At 41.0% G+C, this 17,539-nt stretch carries 12 protein-coding genes; 11 read left to right on the top strand and 1 reads right to left on the bottom strand.

Features of this window, described 5'->3' with window-relative positions; all coding sequences use genetic code 11:
• Positions 1 to 31: 31 nt before the first annotated feature.
• The 11 genes from LRM45_RS01695 (at position 32) to LRM45_RS01745 (ending at position 16,328) form a co-directional block, all read left to right on the top strand.
• Complete coding sequence (locus LRM45_RS01695) at positions 32 to 1,171, top strand: hypothetical protein (protein ID WP_243826481.1); 1,140 nt, start codon at positions 32 to 34, stop codon at positions 1,169 to 1,171.
• Between the two features lie 31 nt (positions 1,172 to 1,202).
• Complete coding sequence (locus tag LRM45_RS01700; protein ID WP_243826482.1) at positions 1,203 to 4,112, top strand: type IV secretion system protein; 2,910 nt, start codon at positions 1,203 to 1,205, stop codon at positions 4,110 to 4,112.
• A gap of 73 nt (positions 4,113 to 4,185) precedes the next feature.
• A complete protein-coding gene (locus LRM45_RS01705) occupies positions 4,186 to 6,720 on the top strand; it encodes a type IV secretion system protein (protein ID WP_243826483.1) in 2,535 nt (844 codons plus the stop codon).
• 30 nt (positions 6,721 to 6,750) lie between these two features.
• Positions 6,751 to 7,662 (top strand): PrgI family protein, encoded by a 912-nt coding sequence (locus LRM45_RS01710; RefSeq protein WP_243826484.1) that lies wholly within the window; start codon positions 6,751 to 6,753, stop codon positions 7,660 to 7,662.
• A 9-nt stretch (positions 7,663 to 7,671) separates the two neighbouring features.
• Entirely contained in the window at positions 7,672 to 8,547 is an 876-nt protein-coding gene (locus LRM45_RS01715; protein WP_243826485.1) for a TraC-like domain-containing protein, read from the top strand.
• Entirely contained in the window at positions 8,547 to 10,406 is a 1,860-nt protein-coding gene (locus LRM45_RS01720) for a VirB4-like conjugal transfer ATPase, CD1110 family (RefSeq protein ID WP_129631974.1), read from the top strand. The genes LRM45_RS01715 and LRM45_RS01720 overlap by 1 nt, the downstream gene beginning before the upstream one ends.
• A gap of 17 nt (positions 10,407 to 10,423) precedes the next feature.
• Positions 10,424 to 13,396, top strand: a complete 2,973-nt coding sequence (locus LRM45_RS01725; protein ID WP_243826486.1) for a M15 family metallopeptidase — start codon at positions 10,424 to 10,426, stop codon at positions 13,394 to 13,396.
• The gene (locus tag LRM45_RS01730; protein ID WP_243826487.1) at positions 13,396 to 13,854 is read left to right on the top strand and encodes a hypothetical protein; all 459 of its coding nucleotides are present in this window, start codon (positions 13,396 to 13,398) and stop codon (positions 13,852 to 13,854) included. The genes LRM45_RS01725 and LRM45_RS01730 overlap by 1 nt, the downstream gene beginning before the upstream one ends.
• A 46-nt stretch (positions 13,855 to 13,900) precedes the next feature.
• Complete coding sequence (locus LRM45_RS01735) at positions 13,901 to 15,067, top strand: phage tail tip lysozyme (RefSeq protein WP_243826488.1); 1,167 nt, start codon at positions 13,901 to 13,903, stop codon at positions 15,065 to 15,067.
• Entirely contained in the window at positions 15,064 to 15,675 is a 612-nt protein-coding gene (locus tag LRM45_RS01740) for a hypothetical protein (RefSeq protein WP_243826489.1), read from the top strand. The genes LRM45_RS01735 and LRM45_RS01740 overlap by 4 nt, the downstream gene beginning before the upstream one ends.
• 2 nt (positions 15,676 to 15,677) lie before the next feature.
• Positions 15,678 to 16,328, top strand: coding sequence for a hypothetical protein (locus LRM45_RS01745; RefSeq protein ID WP_243826490.1), 651 nt, complete (start codon positions 15,678 to 15,680; stop codon positions 16,326 to 16,328).
• On the opposite strand, the gene dnaN is transcribed toward LRM45_RS01745, so the two are convergent.
• Positions 16,318 to 17,415 carry a DNA polymerase III subunit beta gene (gene dnaN, locus LRM45_RS01750; protein ID WP_178143072.1) on the bottom strand — a complete coding sequence of 366 codons (1,098 nt, stop codon included), beginning with the start codon at positions 17,413 to 17,415 and terminating at the stop codon, positions 16,318 to 16,320. The genes LRM45_RS01745 and dnaN overlap by 11 nt on opposite strands.
• Between the last annotated feature and the right edge of the window lie 124 nt (positions 17,416 to 17,539).

Here is a 17,539-nt window from a genome sequence, read left to right on the forward strand (position 1 = left end):
TGACAATGTCAGAGGAAGGATCCCAAGCGTTATGGTTCGAAATCGTGAACAATTTAACCCAAGTGATTCAGAGACACAACTTCCAACTTTACTTAAAGAAAAGGCCTTAAAGGGCATCGCTACAGCGGCAGCACTGTTAGCTTCAGTAGCTCCACTGTCAGCCTGCGGTGAAAGCTACAGTGAGCCGACTCCAAATGTTACAACGCCTACGTTGCAGAAAAGCCCAACCCCATCTCCTGAAGCCAGCACAACTAAGGCTGAGAAAAACATACCTCAAGAAGTAATCGACAGGTATAAAGACGTAACAGGCTTAGGCGACCTTAAGAATAAAATAAACGCGGAGATGTCTGGCGAAGACATGGATTATAACGAATGGCGAAATACTCTTATTGAGTTTGTAAATTCTACTACGTCAGATGAAAACGCTAAAGTTGTCACTGATGAGAACGGGCTAATAAAAACTACTGAAGATGACCTTGCTAAAGATATGGACCCCGCCACTCTAAATAGTATCTACCTTATATTGTATACAGGAGCAATATATAAAGACAGTCAGCTTCACGGCTATCCATTATCAGCAGAAGAGTCGGGAATACTTAAAAAGCACGTACTAGACACGACAAATGGTCAAGCTAAGAGCCTTCTTTCAGCTTTGCTAGAACCTGGAAGGGATAACTATTCTCCTTTATTTGATATTACACCATCAGACCTCAAATTAACCGTAAAATTTACAAGCAGCGGTAAAGAAGACGGGTCGTATGCTACTTACCAGTACGACCCTTTCAATAAAGCAGACAAATGCTCTGTTGAGGGTAATGTTGCTGAATGCAAACCGGAAAGCGATACGCGCAGAGGGGCTTATGCGCCTGAAATACAGAAAGTTGTTACGTACGAATGTAACGACCACACGAATGCTGATGTAGTAGTTAGAGCGTTTGTTGACGTCGCCCTCCCAGAAGATGTCAGTAATTTAAATAAGCCAGGCTCTAAGCCTGAAACTAGAGATTTGTATACTAATAGATTCAGCTACAATGAGGAGGCATTCGCGACTGTCGCAGTAGGAGGATTCTCAATATTAACCAAAGATTCCTTCGACAAAGAATTTCTAATCCAAAACGGTAAGCTTATAGCACCAAGCGAGATACCTGGAATAGATAAACCAGAAAATTAGTCCTTGCATAAACACCTTCATATGTGATTAAATGAAGGTGTTTATGTTTATTGGGAAGCAGGTGATTAAAAAGGTGGGGCGACTCAAGAAGCCTATTATAATTTTATGTGCGTTTGCACTCTTTATATTACCGATAACAAATATTTTATTAGCCCATCCCGCGTTAGCTACGAAAGACCCGAGCAAGTTTAGTAATCTAAAAGAGAGTGACCAATACAAGTTCTTCACGTACGCCTCTGCTATGGCACGATGCTTCAGCTACAAATCTCTAGCGGTGCACACTGACGTTGATGACCAGATGTTGCATGATAATGTAGTATTCCGTACGTGGGGGGGTGTTTATACTTATATAGGTACATATCCGGAAGTAAAGGGGTTTGATAAGGGTGGAATAAAATGTAACGGTACAGAATTTCAGCAAGAGGCTTTTAATACATTTGGAATTTCACCAAATGAGTTACTGTGCTATATGGGCTACCCAAAGAACGGTTTAGAAGGAAAGAATGATAGTAATACAAAACATGAAAAATGTGTTGCCTTAGGATCAACTAACGATTTCACCTATAGTAATATGCCTGAGAATGGCGAAGAGAATTTTTTAAACGCGCTTACGGCATTAACAGGATATGATCGCAATGTAGCAGAAAAAAACGCTTACATAAAATATAGAAAATATTCAGACTGGATTAAGGGTTGTGTGGATGGTGAAGCAACCAGTAAGTCTGACAACACATGGAAGGTTTCTGTCGTTAACACAGACACTAAAAAAGTTGATACGATATACAAGCCAAAAGGCAAAACTGAATACTTGTATGCCGGAGGGGATGAAACACACGGTAGTCCTTATAAAAACAAGCCTGAATTTTCATGCAAATCAGTTGAAAGTGAACTGGCAGTTGCAGCTAAAAAATATTTAAATGTTCTAAAAGCAAATGCAGTAGACACTGCCTGCGCAGGACTGGCGGATGAAAAACTTAAAGCCTGCAAAGACGGAGCAAGCCATAAGAGTGATTCTACATACTGCGAAAATATCTATAAGAATAAACCTGACGAGATAAGTGCCTGTAAACAAGGTCAGTCCGCTGAAATAGAAGCTCCAGCGGAAGGTGATGGAGAAGAAGAGAAAAATTCGTGTGGTATTGATGGAATAGGGTGGTTGGTTTGTCCAGTAATGAACTTCGTGGCTAATATCAACGATGCTGCGTATAGTGCTATTTCCGGATTTTTAGATATAAAACCAGCAATACTTAAGGACAGCAATGCTCCCGGAGCAAAACAAGGTTGGGAGTTTTTCCGTAATATAGCCAATGCCATATTCGCCGTAATATTCTTATGGGTTATATTTTCTCAAATCTCTAATGTTGGAGTCAGTAATTATGGCATTAAGAAAATCCTACCTCGCTTAATAATAGGAGCCTTACTGGTTAATTTATCTTATTATCTTTGTCAGATTTTTGTAGACTTATCCAATATATTAGGACACACACTAAAGGACGCTTTGGAGTCTGGAGCGGGGGGAGTAGGTACCGGCTCAGAAGCTACGGGATGGGGAAGTGCCATCGCTGCCACCATAGTGGGCGTTGGCGGAGTAGTTGCATTTGCCGCCTTAGCTGTTGGAATCCCCACTCTTGTTGCTGGATTCTTTGCGATTATGACAGTATTTATTATTCTGGTAGTTAGACAAGCAGGTATTATACTATTAATATCCATGTCTCCTATAGCCTTCGCGGCGTGGTTACTGCCAAATACAGAAGACTTATTTAAAAAATGGATGAAAATGTTCCGAGGACTGCTATTAGTATTTCCTATAATATCTTTGTTATACGGGGCAGGAAGGTTGGCTGGTGCAGTATTATCATCAAGTGCAACAGTTGACCCAAATAACCCAGATGAAACCATGCAGCTAGTTGCTTTAGCAGCCACTACTATGCCGCTAATTGCCACACCTTTCGTATTACAGAATTCCTTAAGTTCACTAGGTAGTATCGGGGCAAAAATAGGCAGAATGAGCGCCGGTGCCCATAGTAGATTTGCCGGAAATGTAAAAAGCACAGCAAAAGGACGTGTTGACAATTCTGTTATCGGCGATACGAAAAGAAAATATTTGGATTTCATGGATAGGAAACGCGCAAGCATGCGAGCAAGTGATAGACGCGCAAAGATAGATAACAGTAAGTTTGGTCGATTTATGGGTTGGGATAAAGGTGGAGCACGCGCCCGCGCAACCGTAAATAAGGCGTTCGAAAGTGACGTTGAAAACGCATCCACAATGCTACAAGGTATGACATCGAGTGAAATAGCTGCTATTGCCAAAACGGGTAAAACCTCTGATGGTAAAGAAGTTTCACAAAGTATGTATGCAGCCACAATAGACCATACTATGGCTAATGGTAGTTTTACAGAACGTATGGATGTATTGAGTAGTCTAAAAGGTAAAGACGCCTCTATAAAACAACGGGCAATTAAAGCTGCATACGCAAAGAAGGATAATAATATCCTAGGAAATGGATTCGGAGATGCTATCCTTAATGATGAGGTTGGTGGTATGCAAGACCTATCTAATATGGCAGTAAATAATGCCGCGTCTGGAAATCTACAGGCAGAGCACTTGGTGCAGAACGGCGCAGCAACCGGATGGCTATCTAAAGCTATTGCCGATAGTAAGAATGAAAAAGCTTCGGCTGCATTTAAAAAAGCAGGAGAAGTTGCCGTATCAAATCCAAATACTGCGAAAAATATAAATCAAGCAATATCCGAAGCGTTCAGTGCTCATGGAGTGGTTGCCGGGAATACGTCACAGAATACATCCTCCTCTAATTCTCAACAGAACAGCCAGGGCAGCGGCTCTCAACAATCATCACAAAATAACCAACAGAGTAACGGTAGCTCTGGAGGGATAATTATTCCCTCTGACGAAGATGTTAATAAATACGGCAGATGACATTAAGCAAGAAAAAATCATACACAGCTTCTTCTCTTGACTTTTTCCATCAAAAATGCTAATATAAACCCAGATGGAGTGGTTAATTTCACGTAAGCAACCTCTTATTGTGACGTTGCGATGGTTTATATTGCTGATAGCAGGGATGCTGGTGGGCATTTTTCTTAATGCCTTAACACACTCAACCTCTGTTTACGCTGTAGACGCAGAATGGAGCGGCCATAATTTAACCTATAATAAAGAAAAATATACAAAGGTAAGTGATGATAAAAAGATCAAACAATTTAATCTACCTGATAATTCGCTTGTTTATGTTAATGAAGATAAGAATAAAAAAGAAACCAAGGTTATTTATTTCCCATCAAGCGAAATATCTTCACTAAGCTCGGCAACTTACGTGGTTTATTCATTTACGCCACCAAACACCTACGAACAAGCCAGCAACTCAACTATTTCAATTGAATCTCCCTCAGAAAATTCAACAGGTACCTCTTGTGATGTGCAGGGAATAGGGTGGATTATCTGTCCACTCTCCAACTGGCTGGCTGATGGCATAGATTATATGTACAGCGCGCTTCAGGAGTTCTTAAAAACTAAGCCATTAGAAACAACCAACCAAAACAGTGGAATTTATCTGGCGTGGGTCATTATGCGCAACATTAGCAACGTGGCGTTTATCGTGGCGTTTTTGGTGATTATCTACTCACAATTGACCTCTGTAGGAATTAGCAATTACGGCGTTAAAAAAATGCTCCCTAGGTTAGTAATTGCGGCGGTGTTGGTCAACTTATCATTTACGATTTGTGCTATATTACTGGATTTATCAAACATAGCCGGCTACGCTTTCCAAGACGCCTTTATGGGAATTAAAAACACAATATCCACCGTAGGAGAAAATACAAGTACATGGACGTGGTCGGAGGTTATCAGTACAGCGCTGTCGAATGGAGCGCTGGCGGTAGGAGCAGGATACGCCGTATCACTAGCACTTACTACTGAGCTATTACCAATGTTAGTACCTGCCGCGACATTAGCTGGTTTAACTTTACTCTTCATACTTCTAATTATGGCGGCTCGTCAAGCACTTATTATTATACTAATTATAGTTTCACCACTAGCATTTGTTTGCTACTTACTGCCCGGAACAGAAAAGTGGTTTAAAAAATGGCGAGATTCATTCTTAACAATGCTAGTATTTTTCCCAGCATTCGCTGTAGTATTCGGTGGGGCGCAATTGGCTGGAATAATAATTATCCAAAATGCCTCTGGCTCAAATGGCGCAATAATGCACATATTAGGCATGCTGGTTCAAATAATACCTTTGGCTATAACTCCTCTAATTATGAAGTTCAGTGGCGGAGTATTAGGTAAATTCGCTGGGTTTGTTAATGACAAGAATAAAGGCTTATACGACAGGTCTAAGAACTGGTCTAAAGATCGTCGCGAAACTATTAAAAACAAGAAGTTGGCCAACCCAAATATGGCGCGATTCAACCCAAATCGTTTACGCCGTTGGGCAGATCATAACAGTAGATTACGTAAAAAAGATCTAGAAACTTCACAGAAAGATGCCGAGAATTCATTTAGAAATACAGCCAAATATAAGAAGTCGGACTTGTATGCCAGACAGGCTTCCAGGCGCTCAGATTTCTTATCTGCACAAGATGATAATCGCTACCTCGAATCTACACTGGGTCACGCACCAGATGATATATACGAAAAAAGATCTCTATACGATCGTGCTCTGAGAAACGTGTCAGCTACCTATGCGACTCGACAAGATTTGAAAGCTCATCAGCAGCAAACTGCATTCATGAATGACATTAAAGACCTAGAAACCGAAATTGCAACAGCGGGTCTGATTAAGAATAATGCTCAACGTCAACAGCACAGTGAATTTGCAGAGCAATTGAAAAACAGCAAGGAACTTCAAGAGAAGGCTGGTGGCAACGTATTCAAAGATGCAAATGGCAATTTGATTGGTGCAAATGCGGCCTTAGCTTCAGCCATAGCAACCAGCCGTAGCGAGTACGCCAAGTCTGTTGATGAAGCTCATCAGATTATGAAGAATTATAAGCTGAGCGCTGGGCAAAGACAAAAGATATCTTTAGGCAATTCCGTGACGCTTTCAGATGGAACAGTACTGGATAGTAATAACATATTTATACGTGAAGCCGCAATTGAAGAGCAGATTAAATACGGAACTGTTACAGAAGTGGCTCAGCTTGTTAGCGAATTACCGCCAGAATTCTATTCTTCCGTGTCGGCAGCATTAGCGTCATCCGGCGTGAAAAACAAAGCTTCATTTATGGGCGGTAAATTAATTGACGATATGGTTAAGGGTGCTATTAATAACCGTCAAGATTTGCTCAATTATTGTGCTGACTGGCTACAGGGTGGTAAATATAAACCAGAAACTTTAGCCACCACTGAGGCTGATGGCGTTAAGTTATTAATGGAAGCCGTTAAGAATACCTCTGTTATTACTGATAAGAAACGTCAAGATCTTAAGAAAGTTATCAATACAATTCTTACCGATAAGAGGTTATCAGCTAATGCAACTGATGCAACTAAAGAGCAATTTGAGATTTTCCGCAACATGCTATAATCATCATATTTTTGATATAATATAAGCAGTATGTCGGTGTATAAAGTTCCTCAAGATGTCGAGGCGGAGGACAAACTGCTCGGGCCGTTTAGTTTCCGACAGTTTGTGTTCTTAATTATAGCTGTTATCGGAATCGCTATTGCGTACGGTTTGAGTACAATTTTACTACCTTTGGCAATAATTCCTGTGCCGATAATTTTATTCTTTGGAGCGCTGGCTTTACCTCTTAAAAAAGATCAGCCAATGGAAGTTTATTTGGCAGCAGTCATTTCTTTTATGTTAAAACCAAAAAAGCGTCTATGGCAACCTGATGGAATTGAAAGATTAGTCGAAGTTATCGCGCCAAAAGTCGAGGAGAAGACTTACGGCAATAATTACGATCAAGCCGAAGTCCAGCGAAGATTGTCATATTTGGCGAATCTGGTAGATAGTCAAGGTTGGTCAATTCGTGGCGTCAATAATCCGAATAGCTCGATGCGTGCTGACTTATTCAACGAAGGACAAGCGGCTAACGACATATTGGATGAAAATAGCACTACGGCGCAAAATATCAATCACTTGATAAATCAGTCAGATGTTCGTAGGCGACAAGAAGTTATCCAAAAGATGCAAACAGGGCAATCTACTACGCCGCCTCCCGCACAACCACCTCAACCATCCCAACCAGATAATCCTGCTCCAGCCACACCGCTTCAAATGAATCCGTACCCAACGATGCGCCAATCTGTATTAAGTCCAGTGTCCGGACGACCTGCCGCGAGCGCTCCAGCTCAAACTCGACCGACAACTACGCCGCAAACTAGCGTAAACGAGGTGTCACCTGCTATAATAGAACTGGCAAATAACCGCGACCTCTCGATTGAAACGATTGCGCGTGAGGCAAATCGAATTCAGCAAGAAAATAAATTATCAGATGAGGAAGTGGTGATTTCACTACGTTAGGTGGGGTTTATGCAACCAGAGTTACAAAATCAACAATCTTATCAGCAGGTTCCGCAAACCAATGCGGCTCTTCCTGGTGTCTCTCAGCAGCCATCAGGGTCAATTGGTTCGGGACCAAATCCGACTACACCAGCTCCAGATAAAACCCCTGATGACAAGAAGCAAAAAGGGCCAATTAGCACCCAGAATACACTGCTTTTCTCTGAGATGCGCGAAAATATGATCATCATGAGCGACGGTAGTTTTCGGGCGGTAGTAGAATGTGAATCAATTAACTTCGACCTTATGAGTTCACGCGAAAGAGAGGGAATTGAGTTTAGCTATCAAAACTTCATTAACTCTCTATATTTTCCAATTCAGGTTCTTATCCGTTCACGCCGCGTGGACATTGGTCCATATCTAGACAGATTGGCTGAAATTCGCCGCAATCAAGACAATATGCTTCTCAATGTCCTAATGGACGATTATATGGATTTTATTGATATTCTGGCACAAGAAGCAAACATTATGGATAAGAGCTTTTACGTCGTCGTTCCATATTATCCAGCTGGCGAGGAAAATGCCTTCAAACAACAGACTAAGGGATTATTCAATAGCTTCTTCAGTGGAAAAAAAGAGGCAACCGTAACAAAAATTGACCAAGTTACCTACACCAAAGCCAAAGATGAAATTAAAAACCGCATTGATTCGGTTATGAATGGTCTATTCCAAATGGGCGTAAAAAGCTGGCAATTAAATACCAGGCAACTGGGTGAGTTATTCTACACTTCATATAATCCCGACACGTCGTCACGTGAATCGCTAGAAGAAATTGACCCGAGCGAGCTTACGACCACTTACGTAACTAAGGGAACTGGTCCATCACCGAGAGGAGGAAGGTCATAATGGCAAAGAAGAAATTAGATGCCGTTGATATTGCTGCTCAGCAACGAGCTCGCGAACAAGCTGAAGTCGAACAGGCCTTCTTAACCGGCGTTCGAACTCTGCGTGATTTTATTGCGCCAAGTAGTATTGAGCTTCATTCTGACCATTTTCGACTTGGCTCAAAATATGGCCGCACAATGTATGTTTATGGCTATCCTCGCCAAATCTACACTGGCTGGCTTAGCTCAATCATTAACATTGATGAAGTGCTGGACATTAGTATGTTTATTTATCCAGTCGATACGCAAATTGTCCTGAATAACCTGCGTAAAAAAGTTACTCAGCTGGAAGCAACCATGAATATAAACATGGAAAAGGGAAAGGTGCGCGACCCAGGCTTGGAAGCAGCTTTGCAAGACGCCGAAGAATTGCGCGATCAATTGCAGATTGGCGCCGAAAAGTTCTTCCGCTACGGCTTATATATTACGCTTTACGCTGACAGCTTGGACGAGCTAAACTTCATCCAGCATAAAATTGAAACTATTTTCGGCCAGCAATTGGTGTTCTCAAAAGTAGCTTCCAGTCAGCAGGAGCAGGGATTGAATAGCTCTATTCCACAATTGACCGATGAACTACAGATTCGTCGCAACATGAACACTGGCGCAATTTCAACCAGCTTTCCATTCACTTCAGCCGATTTAACGGACAATAAGGGTGTACTTTACGGAATTAATATGCATAATAATGGCTTGGTGATTTTTGACAGATTCTCTCTGGAAAATGCCAATATGGTCGTATTCGCTAAGTCTGGTGCTGGTAAATCATTTACCGTTAAGTTGGAAGCTTTGAGAAGTATGATGGTCGGGGCTGATATTGTGATTATTGACCCAGAAAATGAGTACCAGAAACTATGCGACGCGGTTGGTGGTAGTTATATTCGATTGAGCTTAAGTAGCGACACGAGAATCAATCCGTTTGATTTGCCGCGTGTTATTGATACTGATGAAGCAGATGACGCACTGCGTGCTAACTTAGTTACACTACATGGACTACTCAGGCAAATGCTGGGCGGCGCAGGAGTAGGGGCTGGCGGGCAAGTCGTAGCGGGACTATCACCAGCGGAAGAAGCTGATATCGATCAAGCGTTGATTGATACCTACGCGCGCGTTGGTATCACTTCGGATCCACTGACGCACAATTCTACGCCACCGACGATTTCCGACTTATATGACACCTTACTTCACATGGGCGGAACTGGCCCAAGTCTGGCTCAGCGACTTCGCAAATTTACCTCTGGAACGTTTGCGGGAATATTCTCGCAACAGAGTAATATTGATATTAATAATAATATGGTTGTCTTTAACATTCGCGACTTGGAAGACGAACTGCGACCGACGGCGATGTATATCGTTCTGAACCACATCTGGAATATTACGCGCACTGACCAGAGGAAACGTATGTTGATTGTTGACGAGGCTTGGCAATTGATGAAATATGACGATTCTGCCAACTTCTTATTCTCATTAGCCAAGCGCGCCCGCAAATATCAATTAGGACTCACGACAATCACACAGGACGTGGAAGACTTTGTTGGAAGTAAAATGGGGCGAGCAATCGTTTCCAACTCCTCAATGCAGCTACTTTTGAAACAGTCCGCCAGCGCCGTTGACGTTTTGGCGCAAGTGTTTAAATTGACAGATGAAGAGCAGAAACGACTAGCCAATTTCCCAGTTGGGCAAGGCTTATTCTTTGCTGGACAAAATCACGTTCACATCCAGATTCAGGCTAGTGATACCGAGTATAATTTGATCAATACAAATCCTGTATCACAACAGATAAAACCGTCAGATTCACCAATCGGCGGCTACGGAGCGGTGTAGAAAAATAGCGAGAAAATATGGCACGAGTTGATTACACGACGGATTCCGAAACTGACAGCAGATTAAATCCTGCTGAGCAGGCTAAGTTTGATCAAATCTCGGCTGGTTTTGACAGCGGGTCAGAGTTAAGTGATCGCGAAAAAGATGCCATAAATGACCTTGAATCTCAGTTTGATAATAAAGATTCGGATTTGAATCCTAATCAAAACGATTCCGCCAGCACCGCCGTTAATGATCAAGAATCTTCCGTTCCAGGCAACGGTTTTTATCAGCCGTCTGCGGGAAAAAAGAAAAGTCCAGTAACATTCAAGTCTTTGCTGAAAAAACGCGGACCAATTGCAGCTATTGTTGGAATATTGGGACTGGGTGGTGGAATTATGGGAATATTTCTTAGTCCAGCGACAATGTTGCAAAATATAATGGAAAACTTTACCTGGAAGAACGACTCAGCTTCAGTTGTTAAAGAAACCAGAATGAAAAAAGTAATAAACAGAATGCTTGGATCTGGTGACGACGCAGGAATTTGCAAAAGTAAAAAAATACGCTGCAAAACAGGACGACTTTCCAACAGAGCTCTTAAGAAATTCAAGAAATCCGGATTAATTCCAGTTGATGCTGATGGCAAAGAAATGGACATAAAAGGAAGAGGATACCCAGATAAAAATCCAACACATTGGAAGGTGGAAGGATTAAACGATGGGAAACCTATTGAGTCGTCGAAATTAAAAGACGAATTGCTAAAGAAAGAGAATCGTAAAATTGCCAGTAAAGTCTATGGCAGAACTGGCTTATTTAAAATGCGTTTCCACGCCTGGACAGGGAAACATATAGGTAAGCTTTACGATAAATTCAAGCTTAAAAGAAATAGTGCGATTTCAAAAATTGACAAAAAACTTGGAATAAAAGAAAAAAAAGAGAAATTTAAAGAAAAATTACCAAAGTTCAAAGAAGGGCCTGCTCTTGAAAAGGTTGGAAAGGGTGTTGATAATTTAGGAAGTAAATTAAAAAAAGGTGGCCTGGCTTATGCTATTAGCGCAGGAGCTTGTACTGTAGTAAAAATCCCAAATCTTATTGCGGCAGGTGTAGCAGCAATTCAGTTAGCTCCACTATTAGGTCTAGTTATGGATGTTATCCTATCCCCTGGATCACAAGCTAAGGCTTCTGGACTCGATTCTAGTGGCAGCGGATTCTCTCAAGAAACGATGGAGACCATCGGCACTATGCTAACCGAAAGAGGAAAAATGAAAGGGTCCGATAACGCCGAAGGATCGGCATTAGATTCTCCGTATTTACTAGCAGCAATGGGCGTAAATAACGACAAGCCTGGAATTGCAAAAAACTACATTCCAGGATATTCAGTGGCTACAAATCCTATAGTTCAAGGCTTCAATGAAGCTAAAAAAGATACTGAAGGTGTATGTGATTATATATTAAGTCCAGTTGCTATGTATACCTCAATGGCAGCCGAGGCGGCAATTGCAGCTTCTACTGGTGGGATAAGTGCGATACTTAGTTGGGTAGGTAAGGCGGCGCTATCCGAAGTGATTCAAAAAGTACTCGAATATACAGTTGGCGAGAAAGTAAAAAACATCCTCACAGAATTAGCAAAAAGCCTCCTTGTACCAAACAACGCTCAATATAAAGACCTGGGAGATGCACTCGGCGTTGGTGCCGCAGCATTCTTTTCAGCAGGCTCTATGGGACAGATGTTACCAGGGCTTAAAATGAGCCAATTAGCGGAGTTCAATGGAATCCAAATAGCGAATGAAGAGTTCCAAAAAGAAATGGATATTGCCTCCTTAAGTCCATTTGATACATCCAGTAAATATACATTCTTAGGTAGTATATTCCATAATATGGGCAATATGATGATGGCTAATGGAACTTATAGTAAAACTCCTGTAGCAATGCTATCTAATATTCTCAGACTACCTTCTATGGCATTATCTTATTCATCCACTGCAAAAGCAGCAAGTGGTATGTACTCTGATAAATATTGCGGATATGCAAAAGACTTTTCTATGGGCAGTGGATCATCCGAAGATCCAGCCGTGAACATGGCAGGATTACCGTGTACTGGCATAACCAATAGCCAGGCAAACATGTCAGTAGAAGAGGCTATTCAAATTGCCGAAAATGAAGGATGGATACAGAAAGATATGGACATTCCAGATGGCGCAGATATATCCGATCTCATGAATAATGGATATATAGTTAAAGATACTCCTCTTCATGACTTTGTAGAAGGCTGTGGAGATGCCAGCACCGGAAGCTACTGGTTTAGTAATGGCGGGTGTACAGCGCCATCAGATTCAACACGTGTCGCAAAAATTACTGAAAAAACATATAAAGATGGAGAAGGAAAAGCTATTACCAATGAGTCATTTGAAACTGAAAATTCCGCTAAGCAATACGACGATAGAAAGCTTTCCGCAATGTCAGTATTGCTAATTGATTTCCAAATTGCCCAATCAATCAATGGCGAAGATGACGAAGAAGATGCCCCTTCAACCACAGCTAAAGCTCCAGACAATGGCGAGGCAGTTGGTGAACCTCAATTAGAAGAAGCACAACAAGACGGATGGGGAAGCCATAGCAACGGCGGGATTCCAGATTCAGAATTGCAAACTCTATCTTTCTCACCAGGCAATAAAATGAATAAGAAAGCTGCAGCGGCCATGGAAGAAATGAATAAAGCGTATAAAGCCGATAACGGGTCAAACTTAACAATTAATGAAGCGTATCGAGATTGTGCAACGCAAATTAGATATAGTAAAGAGCTAGGATCAAGAGCAGCTCCAGCTCCTCCGTGCGCATCAAATCACGGCTGGGGACTTGCTGCAGATATTGAAGTTGGCGCGTTTGGGTCTTCTACATATAATTGGCTAAAGGCTAACGCCCACAAATACGGTTATGTACATCCCGCTTGGGCTGAGCCGGGTGGGAGTAACCCCGAACAATGGCACTGGGAATATGCGAGGAAGGTCTAATGAATAAAGAAAATAAAGTTATCCTAATATCATCCGTATTATTTTTAGTAAGTATTACGGCAACTTTCCTCATTATTAAAAACCCTGACAGCAATCAATACACGACTATTCTGTCGTCATCCCAAAGCACTAACGAAAACTCAAGTGATCAAAATAATGCTCACGAGCAATCATCAGAACAGAAAGTTATTACCGAATTACTAAATTCTACCTCCAGCACCTACGGCAACCGTGAATTAAAAAAGTATTCAATAGTAAAAGAGCAGGGCGAATTTAAGTTGGTTGTGCTAGAAATTTATAGCGATAAATTCAAATCTACCTACAACACGTATGCAGTCCTAAGAAACAATTCGGTCATAACAGGCGTTAATGATAGAAAATCCCCAGACATCTTAAAAAATATTGGTGTTCCTGCAGATATTATAAACGAATATAAGAGGAATCGATCTGATGTATAAAAAGTTGTCTATCGCTCTTTGCTTTGCTATATCTTTTGCTATTACTATGCAGCCAGTATCTTTGGCGGCAGGATATCCCGATTCATACGTAACAAACGATATTCTTTGGTATAAAGAAAATGATTCAACAACTTGTTCCGGATCATCTTCTAACGGAGTATCAGGATCTGATAACCAAGAAAAGATTTGGGGATATCTACGCAACGCAGGATTAAGCGCCGAACAAACAGCTGGCGTGATGGCTAATATTCAGGCAGAGTCAGGATTTAGTCCTACCAGACACGAAGTAGGTCAAGGATGGGGGTCTGGTGGCTGGGGACTCGCCCAGTGGACGTTCGGAAGGCGAACACTGATAGCTAATAAAATACCGTCTGAGTTAAAAAAATATTACAGCCAAGAGTATGGTGGCGCACCTAACGACAAGGGTATGGTCGATTCTATTCCAGTAGAAGACAATGACAAGCTATTGATCTTTGAATTAGAGTATTTAGTGCAAGAGGGGACAGAAAGACCCGTTACTGCTCGTGGATTTGGCACCGCTTCAAATTCATGGGAATTATTAAAAACCCTGAAGACGGTTGATGACGCCACTGTTTTTTGGCATGACGATTTTGAAAAATCAGCCATGACAAAAGAGCAGGTTAAAAATATACGCGGTACCGCCGCTCAAAAAATCTATGAAAGATTTAATGGTACAGGCGGAAGTGGAGGAGGATGCTCTTCATCAAACGGTGGCGGCGACTTTATTGACTATGTCAAACGTTATGCCTGGCCAGAAAAAAGGGTTCGTACAGATAAAAAACCTGAATATAAGGAAGCTATAGAAAAGGCAAAAAGTGAGAACAGATTTACTGGTGGTACGTGTTATGGCGGCGGTGTCGATTGTGGCGCGTTTGTAACAACAATTTTGAACGATAGTGGGTTTGATAAAAATTACAACTACGGAGGTGAAAGCGGCAAAGCTGGACCGACTGGCGTGCAGAGAGCGTGGGCGGAAGCCAACTGGCAAACTCTTGGCAACGGTAGCTCAATCAACGTAGCAGACCTTAAACCTGGTGATGTCGCCCATAGTCCAGGACATACATTTGTTTTTGTTGGCAATATAGACGGATTTGACTCAAATATAGCGTCCGCCTCATTGTGCGAATACGCCCCAAAAGCAGGCGGCGAGAGCTTAACATCACCAAGCGTAACTTGGTTTAGGAAGAAATGATGAATAAAAAAATAATTAGCAGTATATTAATATTATTATCAGTCAGTACATTAGTATATGGCACCATAACCTACGTAAATAGGCATGACACCACTCCAGTTTATCTACTGACCTCGCCCGATAAGGCTGAAATTACTACTGATAGTCAAAAATTTATCGGCTCGCAAGTCGTATATTTAAAACCAGGAACATACAATTTTAAAGCATCAAGAAGTGGCTTTAAAGATGAGAATATTAATATCGAAGTAAAGAAGGGTAATCCGCTAAGGATAATTTTTGCGCTCACACCTACGACAGAGGAGGCTATTAAAGAATTACAGTCTTCGTCCAAAACGTCAGAGATAGACAGAGCTACAACAGACAGACTCGCTAATGAACAAAAAAAGCTAGAAGACGCCAATCCGATAATTAAAAAATTACCAATAAAAAACTTAATTTATTCAATTGGATATAAGGCAGACCCTAATCATAAGAATGGAATTATCATAGAAATCGATACCATAGAAGGATATAGAAATGCTGCTCTCAATAAGATTAAAGAGCAGGGATTTGACCCGTCAAAACTAAATATTACATTTAGAAACTACGCTAATACATTTACGGAGTAATTATGAATCGAAGGAATATCATCATCGGCAGCATTACATTAGCAATATTAACGTTAATATTGCTAGCGATTATATTCATCCAGCCAACACACACTATATCTATAACTTTCGACAAGGAAAATCTGTCAGCGAAAATATATCGCAACACAGGCAAAAGCACTTCCGAAATTAAGTCGATAAACGGTAATTCTAAGATACAGTTATCAGACGGCAAATACATAATAAAAACATCATCTAAATCTGGTTCTATCAATGAGAATTCCACGGAATTTACCGTAAAAGGATCGGATGAAAATATATCTGTAAAAACTGAATATAGCCAAAAATTCATGTCTAGTAAAATAAATGAATATAGAAGTGATATTTCAGAGGTATTATTTGCCAAATATCCAGAGTTAAAATCATCTTTTATACTTCAAAAAGAAATTATCCTAGGAAATAACGCGGACTGGTATGCGGCTAGTTATCAGAGAGGTGTCATAGATAGAAATTCTGGTGATATCTACACTGTTATTCTGAAGAAAGAAGATAACAAATGGATGATTAAAACTAAGCCACAAATAATCAATACTATATACAACACTAAAGATATACCAGAAGATATTTTATCAGAAACAGCCTCCAGATTATCTCCGTTTTCTGCTAACTCTTGAGCGGCATAATAATGTGTGTATAATCAGGATTTTTTACTTGCTCGCGAATTACGCACGGCGACAATTTACCATTAAACGAAAATACGATTTCATCCGCGTCAATAATATTCAAAACCTCTGTTAGGTAGCGCGAATTGAGAGTAACTTGACCATCTGCGGATATTTTGGCTGTTGCCTCTGAAGTATTCTCGCCAAGTTCAGACGCAATCGAATGAATAGAAAGCAGGGAATTTTCCTCTGATGCGGTAATTGTAATTCCGCCACCAGATTCACGCGCAAATAACGCCGCAATTTTCGTAACTCGACTAAAATCAGACTTTTTAATAACAATCTCAGTTTCCGCAGTCGCTGGAATCAATTGGCGATAATCAGGGAATTTCCCGTCAATCAATCGACTAACAATTTCCATATCTCCCGTCTTAAAACAAACTTGAGAATCATCAAAAAGAACCGTAATTTTCTTCTCATCGCCGACACTTTTACTGACTTCCGCCAGAGTAGAAGCGGGAATAATAGCCGACACTTCATTATCCGACTTTATCAGACGCTTTTCTGCCAGCCTGTAGCCATCAGTAGCAGCCAAGTATAGCGATCCTTCATAATTATGCCAATAAACTCCCGTGAGCACCGCTCGCGTGACGTCAGAGCTAACAGCCAACTTCGTCTGGACTATGGCTTTCTTTAAATCCTCAACGTCAATTTCATATTGCATAGCGGTCTTTTCGTCAATTGTAGGCAGCTCAGGATATTCGTCAGCCACCACGCCATTGATAACTGATGAGAATTTTCCTGAAGTTATATGAAGATGCTCATTTTTGGTTTCAAGTTCCACCGGACCGCTTGGCAAGTTTGTAATGAATTCTGACACTAATCGAGCAGGGATTGTAATAGACCCATGATCCTCAATTTTCGCGCCAATGTATTGAGTGGAAGCAATTTCCAAATTTGTTCCAGCAATCAATAATCTTCCTCCATCAGTGCGAAGTAAAATATTATTCAATATCGGCAGTTCATTACGACTTGATGCAATATCTTTGATTAGATTAAGTGCTTTTGCAAGTTTTTCTTGGGTGACTGATACTTTCATTATACTTTCCTTAATTTTTTAATTAGTCTTAATAGTAATAGGTGCTGTGGAAACTGGGTAAAAATGTGTTCAAACAGGGGTAGAGTGGCGATAAAATAGGTGGAAAACTCTGTGTGCTATTTGT

The organism is Candidatus Nanosynbacter sp. TM7-057, assembly GCF_022828295.1.
Taxonomy (GTDB): Bacteria; Patescibacteriota; Saccharimonadia; order Saccharimonadales; family Saccharimonadaceae; genus Nanosynbacter.